Source organism: Microbacterium karelineae (genome assembly GCF_009745985.1).
Taxonomy (GTDB): Bacteria; Actinomycetota; Actinomycetes; order Actinomycetales; family Microbacteriaceae; genus Microbacterium; species Microbacterium karelineae.
In genome coordinates this window covers 334160-358963 of sequence record NZ_WFIX01000171.1, presented here as the reverse complement: position 1 = coordinate 358963, position 24804 = coordinate 334160, and the positions used below count along the sequence as shown (strand labels likewise).

Sequence of the window (24804 nt, the reverse complement as noted above, 5' to 3'; positions counted from 1 at the left end):
TCGGAACGACGCTTCGAGTGAAGAGCGGACGGAGGGTGATGGGAGCATGAACGGATGAGTCGCCCGGATGCCGTCGATCACGAGCCCCTCTCTCATCTTCCTCTCGCGATCCGCGTCCCGCGCCACGCGGATCCCGCGCCCGCCCCGCTCGACATGGGCGATCCGGCGGGTGCGGACGGCCGCATAGCGGTGTGCGAGACGCACCTCACGCGGGGCGGTGCGCCGTGGATCCCGGTCATGGGCGAATACCACTTCAGCCGCGACCGGGCCGAGAGGTGGCGCGATGAGCTGGCGAAGATGCGCGCCGGCGGCGTGACGGTCGTCGCGACATACGTGCTGTGGATCCTGCACGAGGAGCGCCGCGGGCGGGTGCGGTGGGACGGCGACCTCGACCTGCGCCGCTTCGTCGAGACGGCGCACGACGTCGGGCTCGACGTGGTCGTGCGCATCGGTCCGTGGGCGCATGGCGAGACCCGGAACGGCGGCTTCCCCGACTGGCTGCAGGCGCTGCCGGTGGCGCACCGCACCGACGATCCCGCCTATCTCGACATCGTGCGGGGATGGATCGACGAGATCGCCGCGCAGCTGCGCGGCCTCCTGCATGCCGAGGGCGGGCCCGTCGTCGGCATGCAGGTCGAGAACGAGCTCTACGACCGGCCCGACCACATCCGCACGCTGCGGCGGATGGCCGAGGACGCGGGGATCCGGGTTCCCCTGTGGACCGCGACAGGCTGGGGCGGCGCGGAGCTGCCTGAGGGTGACGTGCTGCCCGTCTACGCGGGATACTCCGACGGCTTCTGGGAGGAGGCGGACACGGGCTGGCCGGCGTTCGGGCGCACGCACTTCACCTTCAGCGATGTGCGCGACGACCTCACGGTCGGCGCGGATCTGCGCGAGGCGCCGCTGCCCGACGAGGCGCCGGGCGCCGGATCCGATCCCTGGCCGTATGCGACGTGCGAGCTCGGCGGCGGCATGACCGTCGCCTACCACCGGCGCCCCCTCGTCGACTCGGACGACGTCGCCGCTCTCGCGCTGACGAAGATCGGCAGCGGATCCTCGTGGCAGGGCTTCTACCTCTTCCACGGTGGGCGACACGTGACGGGCGAGCTGTCGACGACGCAGGAATCGCAGGCGACGGGATACCCGAACGACGTGCCCGTCCGCGACTACGACTTCTTCGCCCCGCTCGGGGCCGATGGGCGGCAGCGGCCGCACTTCCACGCGCTGCGCCTGCAGCACCTGATGCTCGCCCAGTACGGGCACATGATCGCGCCGCACCGCGCGATCGTGCCGCCGCAGGATCCCGTGCGATGGGCCGTGCGCGGTGACGGCGAGAGCGCCTGGCTGTTCGTCGGCGCCCATCAGCCGGCGGCCGAGCCGCTGCCCGATGTCGACGGCGTCCGGTTCGCCGTCGAGCTCGCCGATCGGACGATCGAGTTCCCGACGCGCCCTGTCACTCTGTCGTCGGGGACGTACACCGCGTGGCCCGTGCGGCAGCGCCTCGGCGGCATCGACGCCGTGACCGCGACGGCGCAGCCGATCGTCGAGATCGACGGGGCGGACGGCCCCGTCGTGTTCCTCCGCGCGTGCGCGGGCATGCCGGTCGAGCTCCAGCTCGAGGGCGTCTCAGCGCAGGAGGTGCGCGGCGCCGCGACGGCGCGCCTCGGCGGCGTGCTCGTCGCGACGCCCGACGCGACGCCCGGCATCGGGTGCGAGGTGCGGGTGCGCGAGACGACCTTCGTGTTCCTCGACGAACAGGCCGCGTCGGGGCTGTGGAAGGGGCTGATCGACGGCCGCGAGACGGTCGTCATCTGGCCGGGGGCGGGGTGGTTCGACGGATCCTTCCGCGTCGTCGCGCCCGAAGCCGACACGATCCTGCACTCCTGGCCGCCGCTTGCAGGCGCCGAGAGCGGCGAGGGCGTTCTGCGCCCCTGCGCGATCGCGGCGGACCCGCGCGCCGTCACGCCCGTCGCCGTGCCGACGCCGCGGCCCGTCGCGGCGCCCGTCCGCACGGGCGGCGACGCGGGGCGGCTGTCGGCCCCCGACGACGCCGACTTCGCCCGGCTCGAGCCCGTGCGCATCGACGTGCCGGACGCGGTCTTCGAGGGCGCGCACCGCGCGATCCTCGAGATCGACTGGACAGGCGACGCGCTGCGCCTGTACGCCGGCGACACCCTCGTCACGGATCAGTTCTGGTCAGGCCGCCTGCTCGAGGTGGATCTCACGCCGTATCGGCGCGAGATCGCGGCCGAGGAGCTGCGGCTCGTCGCCTTCGCCTGGGATCCGGCGTCCGCCGTCCACGTCGACCCGCGCGTCCGCCCGCGCGCCACGCGGCCCGTGCTCGAGATCGCCGGCGCGCGGATCCGCTCCGAACGGATCCGCGACCTGCGCTGACCGGGGCGCGTCACCTCCCGTTCGCATTCGGTCGCTATCACTGAACCCGCGCGCGGCTCTCCGCCGCGAGTTCGTGATCCGTTCCGCCGCGCGCGCCCCTCCCGTCACGCGGACCTGCTGGTGTGGATCCCGCACAGACGGCCCGACGAGAGGGAGAGACATGAGACGAGCAGCAGCCGCCGCGATCATCGCGGCGGGGATCGCGATCGGCGCGGGATCCGCCGCGCAGGCCGCGGAGACGGAGGAGGTCGCCATGAGCGAGCAGGTGCAGGCGCAGGGACAGGTCATCGGCCACGATCAGATCGTCGGCTTCGCCGAGGTCGCGCCCACGACGCTCGACCAGCGGCTCGCGGAGCGGTTCCAGCCGTTCCTCGAGGTGCGCACGGGCTGCGTGCCGTTCCCGGTCGTCGACGCGGCGGGCAACACGGGCGGCGGGCTCGCACCCAGCGGATCCTCGAGCGGCGACTGCGACAGCAGCACCGGCCAGGTGTACACGCGTGCCGGCTGGAACGGCGACGACTACGCGATCATGTACGCCTGGTACTTCCCGAAGGACTCCCCGTCGTCGGGCTTCGGACACCGGCACGACTGGGAGCACGTGCTCGTCTGGGTCGACGACCCGTACGCGGCGGATCCGCAGATCGAGAAGATCTCGTTCTTCCGCCACGGCGAGTACAGCCACGTCGACGCGACGGCCGCGAACACCGAGGGCACGCATCCGACGATCGCCTACTTCCACACGTGGCCGCTCAACCACACGATCTGGGAGACGGAGAACGTGGGCGGCACACAGCCGCTCATCGGCTGGGACGACCTCACGGACGCGGCGCGCGACGCCCTCACGACGGTCGACCTCGGCGACGCGAACGTGTCGATCCACGACGCCGGCTTCGCCAGCCACCTCGAGCGCGGGCACTTCCGCTAGAGCGTGTCTCAGAGGTATCGCTGGGACCAGGCGATCGCGGAATTGAGGACCACCGCGGCGCGGAACATGCTCGCGAGCTTGTCGTAGCGCGTCGCTGGACTGGCTCGGAACGATCGCGATCACCAGCGGCAGGCCGTGGCTGTCGACGAGTTGGTGGATCTTCGGCGACAGGCCGCCACAGGAGCGGCCGATCGCGTGATCAGGCGACTCGACGGCCGGATCCGTGTCGTTCGATCCGGCACTCTGGGAGGTGCGTGGCGTTCGTCGCGTGCTGATGCGCACGGATGATCGTGGAGTCCACCGACACGGACCAGCCGATCTTCCCGTCTCGGTCGGCCGCCAGCAGCCTCTGGCGGGTCTGGACCCAGGTGCCATCGCAGGCGAGGTTCCGGTGGTATCGCCAGACGGTCTGCCACGGGCCGAAATCTCGCGGCAGGTCGCGCCACGCGATCCCGCATCGGCACCGATCATCGGAGAGGAGTTGGAAACGAGACACCCTTCCCGGGGCTCAGTTCCGTTCCCCGACCTCTATGGGGCACACCCTAGTCGGCAAGCGTTGGGTCGGTGCCAGCCAGGAGAACATCCGCATCCCCGCCTGACTCGGCAGCAGTGAGCGTGGCGTAGAGTGCGAAGATCCGTCCCGGATACGAGTTGTCTGGCCCGCCGACCTACTCCAAGCGCGGCTCCACCGAGGGCGTCGCATGTGGGCTTGCGCGCTCGGCCGGAAGTGCTGCGACCGACGCCATCGAGACCGTTCAGTTTCGCTTCGTTCGCAGTGATCTGGCCGAGGACCATACCTGGGATCAGCTCACCGCTGCGAACCGAAGTGACTAAGACGGGCCTGTTGAAGGTTCGGTTGACTCCGTTCCCTATGCCGCCAGAACGACGGCCGGTCTCAAGGTGGTCCTCGTACTCCGCCGGGGCCAACTTCCCTGGCAGCCGTTGACGACGACGCCTGTGATAGGTCGCTTCGACCCAGTGGAGGATCGCGAGACGTAGCTCCGCAACTTGGAGAAGAAGCTCTCCATCGCCGCGTCGTCGCCCGCCCGCCACTCGCGTCCACTCACGCGTCACCAACGTCACACCCTCATACACCTAGACCGCCGCGGTCGACCCCCGGACGTGGAGGGTCGGGCGCAGGACCACGCGGCGGTCCTGTGTCCGGCCCTCGTGGCGTTCCTGCAGCAGCCGGAACGCCGAGCGGCCCATGTCCTGGCGCGGCTGGCTGACGCTCGTCAGGCGCGGGCGGATCATCTCGCAGATGCTCGTCGAGTCGTAGCCGACGATGCTGACATCGTCGGGCACGCGCAGGCCCGCGTCCCCGCACGCCCCGATGAGGTCGATCGCGAGGCGGTCGGTCTCGGTGAACACCGCCGTCGGCGGGTTCTTCTCGTGCCGCATCGCGTGCACGAGGTAGCGCGTCGCGGGGCCGCGGCGCTCGTGTGATCCGCCCTCGACCTGCGGCGGGATCCCCGGGACGGCGCGCGCCATCTCGTCGGCGAAGCCGTCGCGGCGGCGCCCGGCCGCGGATCCGGGCTCGGTGCCGCGGGTGAGGTGCGCGATGCGGGTGTGGCCGAGGTCGAGCAGGTGGCGCACCGCGAGGCGCGCACCGTGCTCGTCGTCGTTGCAGACGACGTCGACGCCGGCGACGGGATCCGCGAGGCTGCCGACGACGACGATCGGGATCTCGCGGGCTGCCGCCCTCAGTGTGTCGGGCCCGATCGCGGTGCTGATGACGACGATCCCGTCGGTCGCGATACGGCGCAGGGACGCGAGCTTGCCGTCGAGGGCACGCTCCTCTCCGCTGCCGTGTTCGAGGACGATCTCGAGCCCCGTGTCGCGCGCCATCTCCTCGAGCCCGGCGACGACGTCGTGTGAGTAGGTGCTGACGATGTCGCGCAGCAGCACGCCGACGACGCGGCGCTCGGCGGTGGTATCGCGGCGGGCGGGAGCGCGGTAGCCGAGCTCGCTCGCGGCGACGAGGATCCGCTGCCGCGTCGCCTCGGAGACCCCGGGCCTGCCGCGCAGCGCGAGCGAGGCGGCGGTCGTGGACACGCCGGCGCGCCCGGCCACGTCCCTGAGCGTCGCGCGCGGTTCCTCCACGCGCACGAGCGTATGCGCCAGCGATCCGGCACCACGCCGCGGTCCGGATCCGTTCACGAAGCGTTCACCGCCGTGCACCCTGGCGTGCTTCATTCACCCCGGAACCCCCGGGCACGTTCCCCGAGGGGACAGGATCCGTTCCCGTGCGCGTCCGATCCGCTCCCTAGCGTGAGCGTCGCACGGCCGGACGGGCCGCACGCGAATGACGACTCTCGACGAGGGGATCTCGATGAAACTTCTGGGGAAGACCGCGCTCGGTGCGCTCGTCGTGGGCGCCGTCGCGCTCACGGGCTGCACGCCGACGAGCTCGGACTCGGGCGCCGCCGAGCAGGCGCCGCAGCTCGACTCCGCCGCCGCGCTGACACAGGCGCCGGACCTCGCCGCTCAGGTCGAGGCGGGCGAGCTGCCCGCGCTCGACGAGCGCATGCCCGCCGTCGACGACATCATGGTCGAACCCGTCGTCGAGCGGATCGGCGAGTACGGCGGCACGTGGAACATGCCGTGGATGGGGCCCGACTCGCCGTGGGGTATCGAGAAGATCACCGAGGAGGCGTTGTTCCGCTTCGCCGAGGACGGATCCGTCGAACCGAACGTCGCCAAGGGATACGAGGTGAACGACGACTCGACCGAGTTCACGATCCACCTGCGCGAGGGCATGAAGTGGTCGGACGGCGTCGACTTCACGGCCGACGACGTGCTCTTCTGGTGGGAGAGCGTGATGGTGCCCGAGCTGTTCCAGCGCAGCGTGTACGACGCGTTCTACTCGACGAACCCGGAGACGGGCGAGCGCACGATGGCCGAGGTCGCGAAGGTCGACGACCACACCTTCACCGTGACGTTCGCGGATCCGCGGGTCATGTTCCTCGACCGGCTCGCGATCGACGCGAAGTGGATGTTCGCGCCGAAGCACTACCTCGAGACGGTCCTCGACGAGTTCATCGGCGAGGATGCCGCGCTCGAGGTCGCCGAGGACCACGGCTTCTCGGACCTCGCCAGCTGGTACGAGCAGATCACCTACTACTCCTGGATCTACCCTGAGCGCCCGACCCTGCGCCCATGGGTCGCGCAGGACGACCGCAACGCCGAGCGGATCACGTGGGAGCGCAATCCCTACTACTGGAAGGCCGATGCGGAGGGCAACCAGCTGCCGTACATCGACGAGATCGTGCTCGAGACCGTGCAGGACGACAGCCACATCCTGCTCGAGACGATGTCGGGGCACTACGACATCACGTCCTTCGGCTTCCAGGACTTCACGACGCTGAAGGAGAACGAGGCGGCCGGCGGCTATCGGGTGCTGCAGTGGGAGAGCGCCGACTGGTACTCGAACGGCCTGCAGATCAACCAGACGGTCGCGGATCCCGCCCTGCGCGAGGTCTTCCAGGACGCGCGCTTCCGCGAGGCGGTGTCGGTCGCGGTCGACCGCGGTGAGCTCTCGGAGATCCTCACGCTCGGCCTGGGCGAGCCGCGCCAGGCGTCGGTGAGCGAGAACGGTGCGTTCTTCCAAGACGGCTGGGCCGAGAAGTGGGCCGAATACGACGTCGACCGCGCGAACGAGCTGCTCGATGAGATGGGCCTCGAACGCGACGGTGCGTGGCGCACCCTGCCGGACGGGGATCCGTTCGTCTTCGAGATCCTGCAGCAGTCCGATGCCGCGCAGGCGGGCGAGTTCGAGGAGCTACTGAAGCACTACCTCGAGGCCGTCGGCATCCGCACGGACATCCAGCTCGTCGACCGCGGCACGCTCGACACGAAGCTGCTCGCGAACGAGCACATGGCGACGACGGCGTTCCCCGTGGGCGGGATCTCGCCCGCCCTGCGCCCGGACACCGTCGTGCCGCTGCGCAGCGTGTCGACGGGCGCCTGGTACTCGCAGTGGGGATGCGCATACGAGGCGACGTGCGAGCCGACGCTCGACGTCGCGGCGACCGATCCGATCCAGGAGATGTGGGATGTGTGGGCCGCGCTGTCGTCCGCGACCGAGCGTGCCGAGGTCGACGAGCACGCCGAGCGGATCGTCGAGCTGCACGCCGAGAACCAGTGGGTCATCGGCTACACGGGGCCGACGCCGACGCTCTTCGCCGTGAGCGACGCCGTCTACAACGTGCCGGACGGCTTCGTGCTCTCGGACGAATACCGCGAGCTCGGATACGCCCACCCCGCCCAGTTCGCCTTCCACGGCGAGTGACGGCCGGCTGACCGCCGCCTGAGGCGCCCCGCCCCGCACCCGGGCGGGGCGCCGCCCGCCCCACGAGAGGTCCCCGTGCTCCGCTACATCCTCCGCCGCGTGCTGACGATGATCCCCGTCGTCGTGGTCATCTCGCTCATCGTGTTCTGGATCATCCAGCTCCCGCCCGGCGACTACGTCTCGAACTACGCGCAGAAGCTCGCGGAGGAGGGCGAGACGCTGAGCGCCGGAGAACGCGAGGCGCTGCGCGCCCGCTTCGGCCTCGACCAGCCCCTGTACCTGCAGTACCTCTCGTGGGCATGGGAGATCGTCTCGCGGGGCGACTTCGGCTACTCGTTCGCCTTCAACCGCCCCGTCGCCGACGTCGTCGAGCAGTACATGCCGATGACGCTCATCGTGTCGGTCGCCTCGATGCTGTTCACCTATCTCGTCGCGATCCCCATCGGGGTCTACAGCGCCGTGAAGCAGTACTCGCTGGGCGACTACGTCTTCACGACGATCGGCTTCATCGGCATGGCGACGCCGAACTTCCTCCTCGCGATCATCCTCATGTACGCGTCGTTCACATGGTTCGGGGATCCGATGCTGGGCCTGCAGTCGCCCGAGTATCGCGGCGCGGACCTCTCATGGGGAATGATCGCCGACGCGGCGCGGCACCTCGTGATCCCCGTCGTCGTCATCGGCACGGCCTCGACGTGCGAGCTCATCCGCGTCATGCGCGGCCAGATGCTCGACGAGATGAACAAGCCCAACGTCATGACGGCGCGCGCCAAGGGGCTGAAGGAGGGGCGGATCCTCCGCAAGTACCCGATGCGCGCCGCCGTGAACCCGATCGTGTCGACGCTCGGCTGGTCGCTCACCTCGATCTTCACGGGATCCACGATCACCTCGATCGTCCTCAACCTGCCGACGCAGGGGCCCGTGATGCAGGACGCGCTGCTCGCGCAGGACACCTACCTCGCCGGCACATGGCTGCTGTTCATGGCCGTCCTCACCGTCATCGGCACGCTCGTCTCCGACATCCTCCTCGCGTGGCTGGATCCGCGCATCCGCGACGCGCGAAAGGCGGCCTGACGTGCTGAAGACCATGACAGGGCTCATCCGCCCGCGCCGGTTCGAGCGTGACCCGCTCGAGGAGCGCGGCGACGCCTACTACGCCGCCTCGCAGTGGCGGCTCATGGCGCGGGAGCTGCGCGCGCACCGCCTCGCCCAGATCAGCCTCCTCGTGCTCGGGCTGTTCTATCTCGGCGCGCTCCTCGCACCGTTCCTCGCCCCGTACGGGCTCGAGTCGTACGACAGCGCGTACGTCAACGCACCCCCGACGGGGATCCACCTCTTCCACGACGGGCGGTTCGTCGGCCCGTTCGTGTACGGCATGGAGTCGGATCGCGATCCCGAGACCCTGCGGCAGATCGTCGTGCCCGACGAGAGCGTCACCCACCCGATCCGTCTCCTCGCCGAGGGGCGCGAGTGGCGGTTCCTCGGGTTGTTCGAGACGAACCTGCACCTGTTCGCCGCCGCGGGCGACGGCCGCGTCTTCCTCCTCGGGACCGACGGCATGGGGCGCGACCTCTTCAGCTGGATCCTCCTCGGCAGCCAGGTATCGCTCTCGGTGCCGCTCGTGGGCGTCGCGATCAGCTTCGTGCTCGGGCTCGTGATCGGATCCATCTCGGGCTACTTCGGCGGGCGGACCGACTTCGTCATCCAGCGGATCATCGAGATCCTCCGCTCCTTCCCGACGCTGCCGCTGTGGATGGCGCTGTCAGCCGCGATCCCCTCGGGCGTCTCGGTCGTGCAGATGTTCCTGCTCATCACGATCATCATGGCGTTCATCGAGTGGACGTCCCTCGCCCGCGTCGTGCGCTCGCAGTTCGTGTCGCTCAAGAACGAGGACTACGTGATGGCCGCCCGCATCTCGGGCGTCGGGGCGATGCGGATCATCGCGACGCACCTCGTGCCGGGCTTCATGAGCTACCTCGTCGTGGCGACGACACTCGCCGTCCCCGCCATGATCCTCGGCGAGACCGCGCTGAGCTTCCTCGGTCTCGGCATGCAGCCGCCCGCGACGAGCTGGGGTGTGCTGCTGCAGGAGGCGCAGCAGGTCGCGAACATCGCGTTCTACCCGTGGAAGCTCTTCCCCCTCGTCGCGGTCATCGTGACCGTGCTCGCCTTCAACTTCCTCGGCGACGGCCTGCGCGACGCCGCCGACCCCCACAAGTGAGGACACCATGACGACGATCACCGATACCGCGCGGCCCGCGCTCGCCGCGGGCACCGCCGTCCTCCGCGCGACGAACCTGTGCTCCGAGCTGCCGACCGAGAACGGCACGCTGCGCCCCGTCGACGGCGTGAGCTTCACGCTGCGTGCGGGCCGCACGCTGGGCCTCGTGGGCGAATCCGGATCCGGCAAGAGCCTCACGAGCAGGATGCTGCTGCGCCTGAATCCGAAGGGATTCCGCGAGACGGGCAGCGTCGTGCTCGAAGGCGACGAGCCGATCGACCTCATGGAGCTGCGCCGGGACGGGCCCGCCATCCGCAGCGTGCGGGGCCGCCGGGTCGCGATGATCTTCCAGGAGCCGATGACGGCGTTCTCGCCGCTATACACGATCGGCGACCAGATCATGGAGATGATCCTCCTGCACCGCACCGATGACCGGCGCGAGGCGCGGCGGATCTGCCTCGACATGATGCGCAAGGTGGGGATCGCCGACGCCGAGCGGCGCATCGACCAGTACCCGCACGAGTTCTCGGGCGGGATGCGGCAGCGCGCCATGATCGCCATGGCGCTGTCGTGCGGTCCCGAGGTGCTCATCGCCGACGAGCCGACGACCGCCCTCGACGTGACGATCCAGGCGCAGGTGCTCGAGCTCATGCGGCAGCTGCAGCGCGAGCTCGGCATGGCGATCCTGTTCATCACGCACGACCTCGGGATCGTCGCCGAGATGTGCGACGACGTCGCCGTGATGTACCTCGGCCGCATCGTCGAGCATGCACCGGTCCGTGAGATCTTCCGCCGACCCCGCCACCCCTACACGCGGGGCCTGCTCGACGCGATCCCGAAGCTGGGGCGCGGCAGGAAGGCGCGGCTCGCGTCGATCGAGGGCACGGTGCCGCAGGCGATCGACCTGCCGCCCATGTGCGGGTTCTTCGCGCGCTGCCCCGTGCGGATCCCGGGCGTCTGCGATGTGCGGGATCCGGAGGAGGTGCGGATCGGATCCGATCACACGGTGCGCTGCGAGCGGCACGCGCCGGGCGCCCGATTCGGCGACGAGACGGAGGTCCGCGCATGAGTGCCGACGCGATCGCGGAGGCCACGATCGCGGCCGACGCCGTGCTGCGCGTCGATGGGCTCGTGAAGGAGTTCTCCGCGGGCGCGTCGGGGACGGTCGTCGCCGTCGACGACGTGTCGTTCACGATCGGCCGCGGGGAGACGTTCAGCGTCGTCGGCGAGTCAGGCAGCGGGAAGTCGACGCTCGGCCGCGCGATCGTGCGGGGTATCGAGGCGACAGCCGGATCCGCCTGGTACCGCGCCGAGGAGGGGGCCGAGGAGGTCGACTTCCTCGCGTTGGGGCGCCGCGACCTGAAGCGGGTGCGGCGTGAGCTGCAGATGATCTTCCAGGATCCGTTCTCGTCGCTGGATCCGCGCATGACGGTGTTCGACATCGTCGCCGAGCCGCTGCGGGCGTCCGGCCGCATCGCGACGCGGGATCTGCGGCGGCGCGTGCGGTCGATCGCGGAGCGCGTCGGGCTGGATCCGAGCCACCTGCGCCGCTATCCGCACTCGTTCTCGGGCGGGCAGCGCCAGCGGATCGGCATCGCGCGGGCGCTCGTCACGGAGCCGAGAGTGATCGTCGCCGACGAGGCGGTCTCGGCGCTCGACGTGTCGATCCAGGCGCAGATCATCAACCTGCTGAAGGACCTGCAGGACGAGCGGGGGATCGCATACCTCTTCATCGCGCACGACCTGTCGATCGTCGAGCACATCTCCGACCGCGTCGCCGTCATGTATCTCGGCCGCGTCGTCGAAGTGGCCGACACGGACGACCTCTTCTCGCGGCCGCGGCACCCGTACACCGAGGTGCTGCTCTCGTCGGTGCCCGTTCCGGATCCCGACGCGAAGCGCGAGCGCATCATCCCGCTCGGTGAGGTGCCGAGCCCGACCGACAGGCCCTCGGGGTGCCACTTCAGTCCCCGCTGCCACTACGCGACCGAGCTGTGCCGCACCGAGCGGCCGCCGCTCGCCGAGACCCGTGACGGCCGCGTCGTCGCCTGCCACCGCGCCGACGAGCTCACGCTCCGCGGCATCGACCACGACCTCTCAGGAGAGACCGCATGACCACCGCCCCCGCCGACACCCGCTACATCGTCTTCCTCGACTGCGGCGACACGATCATCGACGAGGGCACGGAGGTGCGCGACGACGACGGCGTCGTGGTCGCGGGCGAGCTGCTTCCGGGGGCCGACGCGATGGTGGCGGGGCTCGTCGAGCGCGGATACCGCGTGGCGCTCGTCGCCGACGGCATGGCGCAGTCGTTCAAGAACCTGCTCACGCAGCACGGCCTCTACGACGTGTTCGAGTCGGTGACCTACTCGGAGTGTGTGAAGGCCGAGAAGCCGAGCCCGCGCATGTTCCGCGCGGCGATCGGATCCCTCGAGCTGTCGGACGCGGACGCGCCGCGCATCGTGATGGTCGGCAACAACCTCGCAAAGGACGTTCGGGGCGCCCGAGCGATGGGCATGATCTCGGTGCACCTCGCGGGATCCCCGCGCTACAAGGCCGAGCCCGACGGCGACGCCGAGCGCCCCGACTACACGATCACGGCCCCTGCCGACCTCCTGCCCCTCCTCGACCGACTCGAGCGGTTCCAGGCGGCTTCAGTTCGCTAGCCACGACACGCCCTACCGCCCGCGGCGCATACGGCGTGTCGTGGCTACCGGGGTGCGTCTCAGGCCACCCGCTCCAGCAGGAGCGAGGTGCGGAACGAGCGCGGGGCGAGGCGGTGGCGGGGGAGCACGCCCGGGCCACAGCTCGCCGTGCCGACGCCCGACTGGGCGAGGTCGATCGACACGTGCGTGCGGCCGTCGGCGCGCAGATCCCAGCTGTGCTCGGCGCGGGCGATCTCCTCGCGCGCGAACGGCGACACCGTGAGGGCGAACGGATCCGCGAGGGCGCGCACGCGCAGCGCGCCGGCGGCCGTGGCGATCGTCGCGTCGACGACGCCCAGGCGGGCGCCGCTCTCCTGCGGGCGGACGTGATCCACGATGAGGTCGGCCGGATCGAGCGACCACCACCCGAAGCGCGCGCCGTCGAGCATGTCGGGCGCGGCGGAGACGGGCCCGAGGCCCGCGAACTCGACGCCCGTCGGGGCCGCGTCGATCGCGAGATCGAGGCCGAGCCGCGCCCAGTCGACCGGCCACTCTCCGGCCGGGTCGATCTCGACGTCGAGGCGCATGGCGGCGTCCGACACGGGCGTCCAGGTGAGGCGCGCGTCGACGGCGGCATCGAGGATCGGCACGCCCGTGCGGGTGCGGACGCGGACGGCGTCGCTCTCGTCGAACGATATGAGCCGCGTCACCATCCGGTCCATGCCGGCCGCGTGCCAGCGATCCGCCATCGGCCGCGGGTCGTCCTCGCCGTGCAGCCGCCCATGATCGTTGTCCGTCGGCGCGCGCCACACGCCCACCGAGGGGCCGGCGATCACGAGGCCGCCGAGGCTCGCGAGGGATCCGGTGACGGGGTCGAAGACGGCGGGGCGCGCGGTCGCGCCCGGCGGCTCGGCCGCTGCGGCGTCCGGAGCGCCCATCGGTGGATCTGTCGGCGACGTCGCCGCGCCGTCGTCGATCCGCGCGGAGGTTCCGTCGTCGGGGCGCGATGCCCCCGCGATCCGCACGTCCTGCCCATGCCCGACTGCGTGCCCGGCGGCCGCCCACGGCGTCGCCTCGCGCGTCACGGCGGCGATCGTCAGCACGTCCGCCGTCGCCGCCGCGCGCTCGCCGCGGCACTCCGCGAGCAGATCCACGGATGCCGCCGAGCGCGGACCGCAGGCGGGCATCGGAATCCGCCCCTCGGCGACCACGTCGCCGTCGATGACGCGCTCCCATGCGAGTTCGAGGTGCGCGAGGTCGACGTGGTCGTATCGGTTCTCGATGCTCATCGAGGAGCGGCCGGCGTCGACCGAGATCCGCAGGGGCGCGATGACGGCGGCGTAGTGGGTGAGGCCGGGCCGCGGATCGCGGTCGGCCGAGACGAGCCCGTCGATGACGAAGTTGCCGTCGTGCACGCGCTCGCCGAAATCGCCGCCGTAGCGGATCCGGCCGTCGTCGCCGCGGATCCCGTGTTCGACCCATTCCCAGACGAAGCCGCCCGCGAGGCGCGGGAAGCGCTCGAAGACGTCCCAGTACTCGCGCATGCCGCCTGGCCCCGTGCCCATCGCGTGCACGAACTCGCACTGGATGAAGGGCAGCCGCGCGCGGCGCGCGTGCGCGGCATCGGCATCGAACGCCGGGCCCGCGAGGCCCTCCTCTCCGATCCGGCGCACCTCGTCGTGGCCGGCGTACATGCGCGAGTACACATCGGTATGGCGACATGACCAGTCGCCCTCGTAGTGCAGCAGGCGGTCGGGGTCGAACTGCTTCGTCCACAGCGCCATCTGGTCGAGGTTGCTGCCCGTGTGCGACTCGTTGCCGAGCGACCACATGAGGACCGAGGGGTGGTTCTTGTCGCGGTGCACCGTACGGCGCATGCGGTCGAGGTACGCCTCGCGCCAGCGGGGATCCGCGCTCGGATTGCCGCGCCAGCCGATGAATTCGAACGCGTGCGTCTCGAGGTCGCACTCGTCGATCACCCAGAAGCCGAGCTCGTCGAACATGTCGAGCACCTCCGGGTGGGGCGGGTAGTGCGAGGTGCGCACGGCGTTGATGTGATGCCGCTTCATGAGCAGCAGCTCCTCGCGCACGAACGCGGCGTCGAACACGCGCCCGCGATCGGGGTGGTGCTCGTGGCGGTTGACGCCGCGCAGCATGATGGGCGCGCCGTTGACGAGGATCTGCGTATCGCGCACCTCGATGCGGCGGAACCCGATCCGCAGACTCACGCGCTCCGTCTCGGTGCGCAGCTCGGCCTCGTAGAGGCGCGGACGCTCGGCCGACCACGGCTCGACGGCGCCCGCGTCGATCGTGCCGCCCGCGTCCGCGTCGATGCCGAGCTCGTCGACCAGGATCCGCGCGGGCCGGTCGGCGTCGACGTCCACGCGCAGGGATCCGCGGCCCGTCTCCGCATCGAAGTCCGCATGGACGAAGGCGTCGCGGATCCCTCCCTCGGGGCGCGCGAGGAGCGTGACGCTGCGGAAGATCCCCGGGAGCCACCACATGTCCTGGTCTTCGAGGTACGTCGCGTCGCTGAACTGCGCGACGCGGACGGCGAGGCGGTTGGCGCCGGAGTGGAGGATGCCCGTGACGTCGAACTCGTGCGTCAGCCGGCTGCCGCGCGTGCTGCCGAGGTCGACGCCGTTCAGGCGCACCTCGGCGGCCGACTCGATCCCGTCGAAGCGGAGGATCTGCCGCGGGTGCGCGAGCAGGGCCGGATCCGCCTCGACGTCGGCGACGTAGTCGCCGATCGGATTGTCGTCCGGCGGGTGCGGAGGGTCGAGGGGGAACGGCATCTGCACGTTCGTGTACGCGGGCGATCCGTGCCCCTGCAGGTTCCAATGGCCGGGAACCGCGATGTCGCCCCACTCCGAGACGTCGCCGGAGTCCCAGGCCCCCGTCGGGGCGGCGCGCAGCGCGGGATTCAGGCGGAACCGCCACGTGCCGTCGAGCTGCTGGGCCGGCGCATCGGAGCGCAGGCGCGCGCGGGGCGGGAGGCTCCCCGCGCCGGGGGACATACGGGCGATCTGCATGGGGCTCCTTCTCGACGGCGAGAGACGTGGGCGAGCCTATCGCGGCGGCGGCGATCGGTAAACGCTTGCCGAATGGAGGCGATCGGACTACCGTATCGACGACAGGATGTCCTGACAAAGCGACATGGGGCGTCCTGATCCCATCCCCACACAGCCAGCGCGTTCGAGGGTGAACGCGAGATCGGATGTCACACATGAACCGTTCACGCACATTCCGCGCGGCGGCCGTCGCCGGCGTCGCCGTGGGAGGCCTCGTCCTCGCCGCCTGCTCGGGCGGTGCGGGCGACGGCGACGAGGTCGTCCTCGAGTTCGTCCAATCGGGCGACGTCAACCAGGGCGGCGGCTACGCGAAACTCGCTGAGAAGTACTACGAGGAGACGGGCGTGCGCGTCGACGTGGTCGAGGTGCCGAACGCCGACCTGCGCACGCGCCTGCGCACCGCGGCGCAGGCGAACGACGTGCCCGCTCTCGCGGCGTCGCCGTCGACGGACCCGGCCTGGACCGAACGGCTCCTCGATCTGACCGACGTCTTCGAGGGTGCGAACATCATCGACACGCTCAGCGTCGCGGATCCGACCGACGGCGCCGTGAAGGCGCTCCCGACGACCCTCACCGCCGTCGGAATGTTCCTCAACACCTCGCTCTGGGACGAGGCCGGCGTCGAGTATCCGACCTCGCTCGACGAGGAGTGGACCTGGGACGAGTACGTCGAGCGGGCGAGCGAGGTCGTCGAGAAGACCGACGCCGAGTACGGGGCCGTCATGGATCGCTCAGCCCACCGGCTGCGCGCGTTCCTGTTCGAGTTCGGCAGCCAGGGCGTGACAGAACAGGCCGATGGGTCGTGGGCGCTCGATGACGAGGGCGCCGAGGCGTTCGAGTACTTCAAGGGCATGCACGACTCGGGCTTCATGCCCCCGGCGGTGTGGGGCGCAGGCGACGACCCGAGCGCCACGTTCAAGAGCGGGCGGGTCGCGGGCTACATGTCGGGCGTCTGGCAGATCGCCGACTTCCAGGACAACATCGCCGACTTCGAGTGGGCGTCCGTGCCGCTCCCGCAGCAGCCAGTGCGGGCGACGAACTACGGCGCGGCGAGCTGGATCGTCGCGTTCGACGGCAGCGGCGTCGAGGACGAGACGCGTGACTTCATCGAGTGGCTGTACTCGGAGGAGAACTACCGCGAGTACTGCGAGGTCTCGGGCTGCCTGCCCGCCGTCGAGGGCCTGGAGATCGAGTACGAGGCGGACGCCGAGGCCTTCGAACTGTACAACGGCGAGATCGCCGCGTCTCCGCCTATCTCGGCCGTGCAGACGACCGACGGCCTCATCAACGGCTACCTCGGGCGCGCGATCGACACCGAGCCGCTCGAGGACGAGATGGTGCGCTACCTCACAGGTGAGGCCACGCTCGAGGAGGCCGTCGAGGGCGTGAACGAGGCGTCGACCGCGCAGATGACCGACTGATCGGGGCCGGAACATGACGATCGCTCCCTCACCGGGCGCCCCCGCACGCGCGGGGGCGCCCGCCCGGCGCCGCCGCCGCGCGTTCGGGCGCTACCGGCTGGCGCCGTTCCTCTTCACCGTCGCCACGGCGGCGCTGTTCGCGCTGTTCTTCCTCTGGCCGGGGGTGCTCGGACTGTCGTACTCGCTCACCGACTACCGCGGCTGGGGCGAGCCCGAGTTCGTCGGGCTCGACAACTACGCGTCGCTGCTGCGGGATCCCGACTTCTACGGCGCGCTCGGGCGCACGCTCATCTACGCGCTGTTCTCGGTGCCGCTCGGCTACTGCCTTTCGCTCGCGATGGCCGTCGCGCTGAACGCCGTCGGCTCGAAGGGCAAGACCGCCGCGCGCATCATCTTCTTCCTCCCGTGGCTCGTATCGCCCATCGTCACGGGTGTGATCTGGCGGTGGATGTTCGGCGAGAGCTTCGGCTTCGTCAACTACCTCATCGGGCTCATCGGCGGCGGCGGGCTGCCGTGGTCGTCGAACTCCGACCTGTCGCTGCTCGTCGTGATCGTCGCATCGGGGTGGGCGGGCGCGGCCTTCAACATGCTCCTGTTCATCGCGGCGCTCAACAACGTGCCGCAGTCGTACTACGAGGCCGCGGAGCTCGACGGCGCGAACGCGTGGCAGCGCTTCTGGCACATCACGCTGCCGAGCATCGCGCCGACGTCCGTGCTCGTCGTGCTGCTGTCGACGCTGTCGCAGATGAAGGAGTTCGCCATGATCCAGGCCCTCAACGGCGGCGGACCCGGTACGAGCAACCGCCTCATCGTGCAGTACATCTACGAGACCGGATTCGAGAGCTCCGAGATCGGGTACGCGAGCGCCGCTTCGATGGTGCTGCTCGTCGTGCTGATGATCATCGCCATCGTGCAGCTCTGGGTGAGCCGAAGGAGCAGCGCATGGTGACCGCACCGCCGACCAGGAGCACCTACGCCCTCACCGTCCCGGGGGGAGGCTCCCGGCCACGCCGGCGTGCCACGGGACGCTGGCGCCGAGCCGTCCTGCCGACGACGTTCCTCTGGGTGCTCGCCGTGCTCATGGCGTTCCCGCTGCTGTGGTTCCTGCTGTCGTCGTTCAAGCCGGGGAGCGAGCTGTTCAGCTACCCGCTGTCCTTCCTCCCTCGGGAGTGGACCCTCGACGCCTACGCACAGGCGTTCGAGCGCCTCGACTTCTTCCGATACCTCGCCAACAGCGCGATCGTCTCGACGGTCTCGACCGTCGTGACGGTGTTCCTCTGTGCGACGACGGGATACGCGCTCGCGAAGTACCGCAATCCGTGGCTGAGCGTTCTGGGCCTGTGCATCCTGTCGATGACGATGCTGCCGGGCGAGGTGATCCTCAACCCGCTGTTCATCGTGATCCGCGATCTCGGCATGTACAACTCGCTTCTCGGCGTGATCGTCCCGAGCGTCGTCACCCCGACGGGCGTCTTCATGTTCCGGCAGTTCTTCGTGTCGATCCCCGACGAGCTGCTGCAGGCGGCGCGCATCGACGGCGCGAGCGAGTACGGCATCTTCTTCCGCATCATGATGCCGCTGGCGCGCCCCATCATGCTCACTCTCGCCATCGTGTCGTTCCAGTGGCGCTGGAACGACTACATCCTGCCGTTGATCGTGCTCGGGGATCCGCAGAACTACACACTGCAGATCGCCCTGCGATCCCTCGTCGGCGCCGAGAACATCGAGTGGAGCATCCTCCTGGCGGCATCCGTGCTCTCGATGATCCCGCTCGTCGCGCTGTACCTCGTCTTCCAGCGGTACATCACGTCGTCGAACATCAACGCCGGACTGAAGGACTGACGTGCACGACGCGCCGCGACTCGCCCTCGACCGGATCGATCGCTTCCTCGGGGAGTTTCTCCCACGGGGCGTCGTCGCGGATCGTGTGCCGCTCGAGATCGCGGCGTGGGAGGTGACGGGCGAGCCCATCGCGTTCGACCGGATGCGGCGGGACGCCGAGTTCGCTCCCGCCGTATCGGGCGATACGTGGGGTGCGCCGTGGGGCACGACGTGGCTGCGCGTGCGCGGATCCGTGCCGGTGAGCTGGGCGGGCGCGGGCCGCGTCGAGGCGTCGATCGACCTGGGATTCAACGCTGCGAAGCCGGGATTCCAGTGCGAGGGCCTCGTACGCACGCCCGACGGCGCCGCGATCAAGGGGCTCGAGCCGCGCAACCATCACGTGCCGCTCACCACGGCACCCGGCGAGACGTTCGAGCTGTTCGTCGAGGCGGCATCGAACCCCGACCTGTCGGGAGGCGACGACTTCCGCAGCCCGCTCGCCTTCGCCGAGACGCCGTACGGCGACCCCGCGACGGCCGGCGACGGGCGGCTCTACCGATTCGGCGCGATCGAGGTGCGGGCGATCGACATCGAGGTCGAGTCGCTGCTGCGCGAGGCGACCGTACTGCGAGGGCTCGCGGACGAGCTGGCCGAGACGGATCCACGCCGTGCGCAGGTCATCGGTGCCCTCGAACGCGCGCTCTATGCGATCGACCCCGACGATCCCTCCCGCGATGCGGCCGCGGCCCGCGGGATCCTCGCCCCCGTCCTCGCCGCACCCGCGGCGGCATCGGCGCACCGGATCACGGCGACGGGGCACGCGCACATCGACTCCGCGTGGCTCTGGCCGAGCCGTGAGACGGTGCGGAAGGTCACGCGCACCTACGCGAACGTGCTCGCGCACATGGACGATGACCCGGAACTCGTCTTCGTCAGCTCGTCGGCGCAGCACTTCGCGTGGGTGAAGGAGGCGGATCCCGAGCTGTTCGAGCGGATCCGCGCGCGCGTCGCGGAGGGGCGCTTCGTGCCGGTCGGCGGCATGTGGGTCGAATCGGACGTGAACATGCCGTCGGGCGAATCGCTCGCGCGGCAGCTGCTGTACGGGACGCGGTTCTTCCAGAAGGAGTTCGGCGTGCGCAGCGAGGTGGGCTGGCTGCCCGATTCGTTCGGGTACCCGGGATCGCTGCCGCAGATCCTGCGCCGCGCGGGGATCCGGTGGTTCTTCACGCAGAAGATGTGCTGGAACGACACGAACACGATGCCGCACCACTCGTTCCGATGGGAGGGCATCGACGGCTCGCGGGTCTTCACCCATTTCCCACCGAACAACACCTACTCGGGCGATATGCGGCCGGCCGAGCTCGCACGGAGCGTGCGGAACTTCGCCGACCACGGCGGCGCGACGATGTCGCTCATGCCCTACGGATACGGCGACGGCGGCGGAGGGCCGACGCGGGAGATGACCGAGGCGGCGCGCCTGCAGGCCGACCTCGAGGGATCCCCCCGCGTCGTGATCGGCACGCCGCACGACTTCTTCGCAGCCGCCGAGGCCGAGTACCGCGACGCACCGGTGTGGTCGGGCGAGATGCACCTGCAGTTCCACCGCGGCACCCTCAGCTCGCAGTCGCGCACGAAGCGCGGAAACCGCCGGAACGAGTGGCTGCTCGTCGAGGCCGAGATGTGGTGCGCCGCCGCCGCGCTGCGGGCCGGGGCGGCGTATCCGCACGATGAGCTCGATTCCCTGTGGCGCGAGGTGCTGCTCCTGCAGTTCCACGACATCCTCCCCGGCAGCGCGATCGCGTGGGTGCACCGCGAGGCCGAGCGCTCGCACGCGCGTGTGACCGAGACGCTCGAGCGGATCATCGGCGACGCCCTGCGCGCCCTCGTCGGGGCGGGCGAGCGGCGGATCGCCGTGAATCCCGCGCCCGTCGCGCAGGAGGGCGTGCCCGGGCTCGCCGGCGGGACGCGCGCCGCCGTCGCCGTCGAGGCACGCGAGACGGCGGACGGGATCCGCCTGACCTCCGACGCCCTCGATGTGCGGATCGCGCCCGACGGCACGATCGCGAGCCTCGTCGACCGACGCTCCGGCCGCGACCTCCTCGCGCCCGGGCACCCCGCGAACGTCCTGCAGGTGCACGTCGACGCCCCCGCGCGATGGGATGCGTGGGATCTCGACCGCTCGTACCGCCTCGCGACCACGACGCTGCGCGGATCCGCACGCCTCGAAGGCGACGCTGTGCGCGTCGATCTCTCCCACGGCGAGAGCCGCATCACGCAGACGATCTCGCTGGATCCGACGGGCGCCGCCGTGCGGATCCGCACGGCCGCCGACTGGCGCGAGCGCCGACGCCTCCTGAAGCTCGCGTTCCCGCTCGACCTGCATGCGCATGACGCCGCGTTCGAGACGCAGTTCGGACACGTGCGGCGCGCGCTGCACCAGAACACGTCGTGGGACGCCGCGCAGGACGAGTCGTGCGCGCACCGCTGGGTGCACGTGGGCGAGCCCGGCTTCGGCGCCGCGATCGTCAACGACGGCATGTACGGCCACGACGCGGCGCGCGCGAGCGCCGACGGGCGCGTGATCACGACGGTCCGGCAGTCGCTGCTGCGGGCCCCGACGTTCCCGGATCCCGACGCCGACCAGGGCGCCCACGAGTTCGTGTCCGTCATCGCGCCCGCCGCAACGACCGACGAGGCGGCCGCGTGGGGAATGCGGGTCGGTGCGCCGCTGCGCGAGCTCGTCGGCGGATCCGCGCCCGAGGCCCTGGTTCGCACAGTCGGCGACACCTCGGCGACCGTTTCGGCGGTCAAGCTGGCGGCCGACCGGTCCGGCGACGTCATCGTACGGGTCTACGAGCAGCGCGGCGCCCGCGCCCGCGCGCGGCTCGAGTGGGGTTTCGGCGCCGTCTCGGCTGCCGAATGCGACCTCGTCGAGGAGCCGCTGGGCGTGGGATCCGGGGCGCTCGTCGGGGCCGACGAGAACGGGGCCGACGTCGTTCTGCGGCCCTTCGAGGTGCTGACGCTGCGCGTCACCACGGGCGGGTGAGGCGCGGCCGCGGCGGTCCGAGACGAGGAGAATGCGCGGAGACAAGGCGGGTTCCGCATCAGATCGCGGATCTCGGCGAGATCGCCTTGTCTCAGCGCGCCGCGTCGCAGACGGCGTGGCCGGATCCTGGATCAGCGTGGGGCGCGGAGGAAGGCGAACTCCTGCGGGGCGAGCGCGCGGGTGCCGAAGGCCTCGCCCGTGCCGAGCAGCGTGCCCGGGGCCGTGACCTCCACCGGCTCGGTGCCGTGGTTGATGACCGTCAGCAGCTCGCCGCGGCGGGCGACCTCGACGCCCGCGGGGACGTCGTCGAGCTCGCCGGCGACGCCCGCGTCGTCGAGCAGCGCCTCGAGAACGCCGTCGATCGCCTCGGCGTCGGGCATCGTCGCGAGGTACCAGGCGGATCCGGATCCGTGCGCGCGCCGCGTGACCGCGGGGCGTCCCTCGGATGGCCCCGATGCGAACGTCGCGACCTCCTCGGCGTCGTCGGCCCAGACGGCTTCGGCGACGAACGTCCCGGATCCGCGGAGCCGCCCGTCGAACGCGGCTGAGGCGCCCACACCGCCGATCGGCGCGGCGACCTGATCGGATCCCGCCCCCGCGGATCCCTCCTCGCCCGCGCGCTCGGCGACGACGTCGCGCGCCGGCGGGACGAGGGGACGGAAGTCCTCGAACGCCACACCGAGCGCCGGGCCGAGCTGCGTGAGGAACCCGCCATCGCGGAACCGGTCGTTCTCGTCGACGATGTCGGTGAAGGGGCCGGCGGCGAGCACGCCGCCGCCCTCGACGAACGACGTCAGCGCCGCGGCGCCGGCGTCGCGCAGCAGGTACAGGAACGGCGCGATCGCGAGGCGATAGCGGGAGTCGACCCGCTCGGGCGGCACGAGGTCGACCATGATGCCGCGGCACACGAGCGCCGCGTGCCAGTCGCGCACGAGCTGCAGATAGTCGAGGCGCGTCGGGTGCCCCTCGCCCTCGACGGCCCACCAGTTCTCCCAGTCGAACACGAGCGCGACGGGGGCGTCGTCGCCGGGCGACGGCAGCTCGGGCAGCTCCGCGAGCCGCTCGCCGAGCGCGACGGCCTCCTGCCACGTGCGGGTGCGCGTGCCGGCCTGCGGCACCATCGCGGAGTGGAACTTCTCGGCGCCCGCGCGCGACTGCCGCCACTGGAAGAACATGATCCCGTCGGCGCCGCGGCCGATCGACTGGGCGGTCTCGGCGGCGAGCTGACCGGGCATCTTCGACGGGTTCGACGGACGCCAGTTGACGGCGTCGGTCGCCTGCTCCATGAGGATCCACGGCTGACCGCGCTTGAGTGAGCGCACGAGGTCGCGCTGGAACGCGGTTGTGAACCGGCGCTGCGGATCCAGGGGATCGGGGTAGCAGTCGTCGGTGATGACGTCGATGTGCGGCGCCCACGAGGCGTAGTCGGCGGGCGGGAACGCGCCCATCATGTTCGTCGAGACGGGCTGCGGCGCACCCGCCGCGCGGATGATCCGCTTCTGGTCGAGGAAGACGTCGAGCCACGTGTCGGACATGAAGCGCTTGTAGTCGAGCACCTGCGAGGGGTTGCGGATGAAGGGGGCGTTCCTCGGCGGGAACACCTCGTCGAGGGATCCGTATCGCTGTGACCAGAACGCGGTGCCCCAGGCGTCGTTGAGGGCGTCGACGGATCCGTAGCGCTTCTCGAGCCAGACGCGGAACGCATCACGCGCGGCGTCGGAGAAATCCTCGTTCAGGTGGCAGCCGAGCTCGTTGTCGACGTGCCACATGACGACGCCCGGGTGGTCGCCGTAGCGCTCGGCGAGGCGGCGTACGAGCTCGGCGGCGAGGCGGCGCCACGTGGGCGAGGCGGGGGAATGGTGCTGGCGGGATCCGTGCCAGTACGGGGATCCGCTCTCATCCGCGGCGAGGATGTCGGGGTGCGCGGTCGTCATCCACGGCGGCGCGGAGGCGGTCGCGGTGGCGAGGTTCACGCCGATCCCGCCGGCATGCAGCAGATCGATGATGCGGTCGAGCCAGGCGAAGTCCCACGTATCGGGGGAGGGCTGGAGGCGCGACCACGAGAAGATCCCGAGGCTCACGGTCGTGACGCCGGCCTCGCGCATGAGGGCGACGTCCTCGGGCCAGATGTCCTCTGGCCACTGGTCGGGGTTGTAGTCGGCTCCGTACAGCACGCGTTCTCCTTCGGACAGCATTCGGTGGCCACGACACGCCCTGCCGGCGTGGGGATATCGTGCGTGTCGTGGCAAGTCATGGGGGGCGATCCACGCGGTAGCCGCGACACGCCCTACGCCCGCGCGCAGGCAGGGCGTGTCGTGGCTATCCGTTTCGGCGGCGGGCGCGGGCCGGGATGGCGACCGCCGCGAGCGCGGCGCATCCGAGCGCCGGGACCGCCAGCGGGATGAGCATCCACGCCGCGAGGCCGACGAAGGCCGCCGCGATCACGTGGTAGATCGCGCCGACGGGATCCGCTGAGACGGCTCCCGGGATCGCGCGGACGGCGCCGGACCAGCCGGCCGCCGGATCCCACGCGCCGCACGCGAGCAGCAGCGCGCCGCCCGCGAGGCCCGCGACGACCCATCCGGCCGCCGAGATGGCGGATCCGCCGGGCAGCGCGCCGGATCCCGCGAGCGCGATGTCGAGCGCGAGCGCGCCGGCGAGGATCGCGACCGCGACGCCGACGAGCAGGCCCGTCGGCAGGGCGCGCACGAGGTCGCGCCAGAACGCCTCGAGCGGGGAGCCATCGCCGTGCACATAGCGGCGCAGGTGACGGATCCCGGCCACCAGCGCGGCGGGCAGGGTCACGACGAAGACGCCGGCGACGGCGACGAGGATCCCCACGAGGAGGGCCTCGCCGAACAGGGCGAACGCGCCCATCGCGCCGGGATTGCGGGCCGGCGCGTCGTGCGTCGGACCGGATCCCGATGCCGCCGCGCGGCGCGCGGCGCGTTCCACCCTGCCCATGATCG

General features: G+C 70.9%; 16 protein-coding genes and 2 pseudogenes. 12 read left to right on the top strand and 6 right to left on the bottom strand.

Annotated elements, in window-relative coordinates; translation table 11 throughout:
• Positions 1-54 precede the first annotated feature (54 nt).
• Positions 55-2394: a beta-galactosidase gene (locus GB932_RS02960; protein ID WP_156759222.1), complete on the top strand. Its 2340-nt coding sequence runs from the start codon at positions 55-57 to the stop codon at positions 2392-2394.
• Between the two features lie 160 nt (positions 2395-2554).
• Entirely contained in the window at positions 2555-3319 is a 765-nt protein-coding gene (locus GB932_RS02955; RefSeq protein WP_197517270.1) for an NPP1 family protein, read from the top strand.
• 87 nt (positions 3320-3406) lie between these two features.
• On the opposite strand, the pseudogene GB932_RS02950 reads toward GB932_RS02955, so the two are convergent.
• From GB932_RS02950 to GB932_RS02940, 3 genes and pseudogenes are all read right to left on the bottom strand, one after another.
• Positions 3407-3785: pseudogene (locus GB932_RS02950) on the bottom strand (transposase); the annotation flags it as partial.
• Positions 3786-4225: 440 nt separating this feature from the next.
• Positions 4226-4380, bottom strand: a pseudogene (locus tag GB932_RS21500) (IS3 family transposase); the annotation flags it as partial.
• Between the two features lie 34 nt (positions 4381-4414).
• Positions 4415-5422: a LacI family DNA-binding transcriptional regulator gene (locus tag GB932_RS02940; protein ID WP_197517269.1), complete on the bottom strand. Its 1008-nt coding sequence runs from the start codon at positions 5420-5422 to the stop codon at positions 4415-4417.
• 202 nt (positions 5423-5624) lie between these two features.
• Between GB932_RS02940 and GB932_RS02935 the strand changes: the two genes are divergently transcribed.
• The 6 genes from GB932_RS02935 (at position 5625) to GB932_RS02910 (ending at position 12497) form a co-directional block, all read left to right on the top strand.
• A complete protein-coding gene (locus tag GB932_RS02935) occupies positions 5625-7610 on the top strand; it encodes an ABC transporter substrate-binding protein (RefSeq protein ID WP_156759218.1) in 1986 nt (661 codons plus the stop codon).
• A gap of 75 nt (positions 7611-7685) precedes the next feature.
• Complete coding sequence (locus tag GB932_RS02930; protein ID WP_156759217.1) at positions 7686-8684, top strand: ABC transporter permease; 999 nt, start codon at positions 7686-7688, stop codon at positions 8682-8684.
• A gap of 1 nt (position 8685) precedes the next feature.
• Positions 8686-9831, top strand: coding sequence for an ABC transporter permease (locus GB932_RS02925; protein WP_197517268.1), 1146 nt, complete (start codon positions 8686-8688; stop codon positions 9829-9831).
• A 7-nt stretch (positions 9832-9838) separates the two neighbouring features.
• Positions 9839-10900, top strand: coding sequence for an ABC transporter ATP-binding protein (locus GB932_RS02920; protein ID WP_156759216.1), 1062 nt, complete (start codon positions 9839-9841; stop codon positions 10898-10900).
• Positions 10897-11946, top strand: coding sequence for an ABC transporter ATP-binding protein (locus GB932_RS02915; protein WP_156759215.1), 1050 nt, complete (start codon positions 10897-10899; stop codon positions 11944-11946). Before GB932_RS02920 ends, GB932_RS02915 begins: the two co-directional genes overlap by 4 nt.
• Positions 11943-12497, top strand: coding sequence for an HAD family hydrolase (locus tag GB932_RS02910; RefSeq protein ID WP_156759214.1), 555 nt, complete (start codon positions 11943-11945; stop codon positions 12495-12497). Before GB932_RS02915 ends, GB932_RS02910 begins: the two co-directional genes overlap by 4 nt.
• Positions 12498-12556: 59 nt before the next feature.
• On the opposite strand, the gene GB932_RS02905 is transcribed toward GB932_RS02910, so the two are convergent.
• Positions 12557-15508 carry a glycoside hydrolase family 2 TIM barrel-domain containing protein gene (locus GB932_RS02905; RefSeq protein WP_156759213.1) on the bottom strand — a complete coding sequence of 984 codons (2952 nt, stop codon included), beginning with the start codon at positions 15506-15508 and terminating at the stop codon, positions 12557-12559.
• A gap of 194 nt (positions 15509-15702) precedes the next feature.
• Here GB932_RS02905 and GB932_RS02900 point away from each other — a divergent pair, with 194 nt between their 5' ends.
• The 4 genes from GB932_RS02900 to GB932_RS02885 are packed head-to-tail and all read left to right on the top strand — an operon-like array spanning position 15703 to position 21835.
• Complete coding sequence (locus GB932_RS02900; RefSeq protein ID WP_156759212.1) at positions 15703-16968, top strand: extracellular solute-binding protein; 1266 nt, start codon at positions 15703-15705, stop codon at positions 16966-16968.
• 13 nt (positions 16969-16981) lie between these two features.
• Positions 16982-17917: a carbohydrate ABC transporter permease gene (locus tag GB932_RS02895; RefSeq protein ID WP_156759211.1), complete on the top strand. Its 936-nt coding sequence runs from the start codon at positions 16982-16984 to the stop codon at positions 17915-17917.
• Positions 17911-18810, top strand: a complete 900-nt coding sequence (locus GB932_RS02890; protein WP_156759210.1) for a carbohydrate ABC transporter permease — start codon at positions 17911-17913, stop codon at positions 18808-18810. Before GB932_RS02895 ends, GB932_RS02890 begins: the two co-directional genes overlap by 7 nt.
• A 1-nt stretch (position 18811) precedes the next feature.
• Positions 18812-21835 (top strand): alpha-mannosidase, encoded by a 3024-nt coding sequence (locus GB932_RS02885; RefSeq protein ID WP_156759209.1) that lies wholly within the window; start codon positions 18812-18814, stop codon positions 21833-21835.
• Between the two features lie 131 nt (positions 21836-21966).
• Here the strand turns inward: GB932_RS02885 and GB932_RS02880 are convergent, their stop codons facing one another.
• Entirely contained in the window at positions 21967-24009 is a 2043-nt protein-coding gene (locus GB932_RS02880; protein ID WP_231915971.1) for a beta-galactosidase, read from the bottom strand.
• Between the two features lie 145 nt (positions 24010-24154).
• Positions 24155-24799 (bottom strand): hypothetical protein, encoded by a 645-nt coding sequence (locus tag GB932_RS02875; protein ID WP_197517267.1) that lies wholly within the window; start codon positions 24797-24799, stop codon positions 24155-24157.
• Positions 24800-24804: the final 5 nt, after the last annotated feature.

Bases quoted from the DNA above. Each gene is read 5' to 3' on its own strand.
- GB932_RS02935 (WP_156759218.1), top strand. From the start codon at position 5,625: ATGACGACTCTCGACGAGGGGATCTCGATGAAACTTCTGGGGAAGACC.
- GB932_RS02910 (WP_156759214.1), top strand. From the start codon at position 11,943: ATGACCACCGCCCCCGCCGACACCCGCTACATCGTCTTCCTCGACTGC.
- GB932_RS02895 (WP_156759211.1), top strand. From the start codon at position 16,982: ATGACGATCGCTCCCTCACCGGGCGCCCCCGCACGCGCGGGGGCGCCC.
- GB932_RS02920 (WP_156759216.1), top strand. From the start codon at position 9,839: ATGACGACGATCACCGATACCGCGCGGCCCGCGCTCGCCGCGGGCACC.
- GB932_RS02890 (WP_156759210.1), top strand. From the start codon at position 17,911: ATGGTGACCGCACCGCCGACCAGGAGCACCTACGCCCTCACCGTCCCG.
- GB932_RS02905 (WP_156759213.1), bottom strand. From the start codon at position 15,508: ATGCAGATCGCCCGTATGTCCCCCGGCGCGGGGAGCCTCCCGCCCCGC.
- GB932_RS02960 (WP_156759222.1), top strand. From the start codon at position 55: ATGAGTCGCCCGGATGCCGTCGATCACGAGCCCCTCTCTCATCTTCCT.
- GB932_RS02875 (WP_197517267.1), bottom strand. From the start codon at position 24,799: ATGGGCAGGGTGGAACGCGCCGCGCGCCGCGCGGCGGCATCGGGATCC.
- GB932_RS02915 (WP_156759215.1), top strand. From the start codon at position 10,897: ATGAGTGCCGACGCGATCGCGGAGGCCACGATCGCGGCCGACGCCGTG.
- GB932_RS02900 (WP_156759212.1), top strand. From the start codon at position 15,703: ATGAACCGTTCACGCACATTCCGCGCGGCGGCCGTCGCCGGCGTCGCC.
- GB932_RS02955 (WP_197517270.1), top strand. From the start codon at position 2,555: ATGAGACGAGCAGCAGCCGCCGCGATCATCGCGGCGGGGATCGCGATC.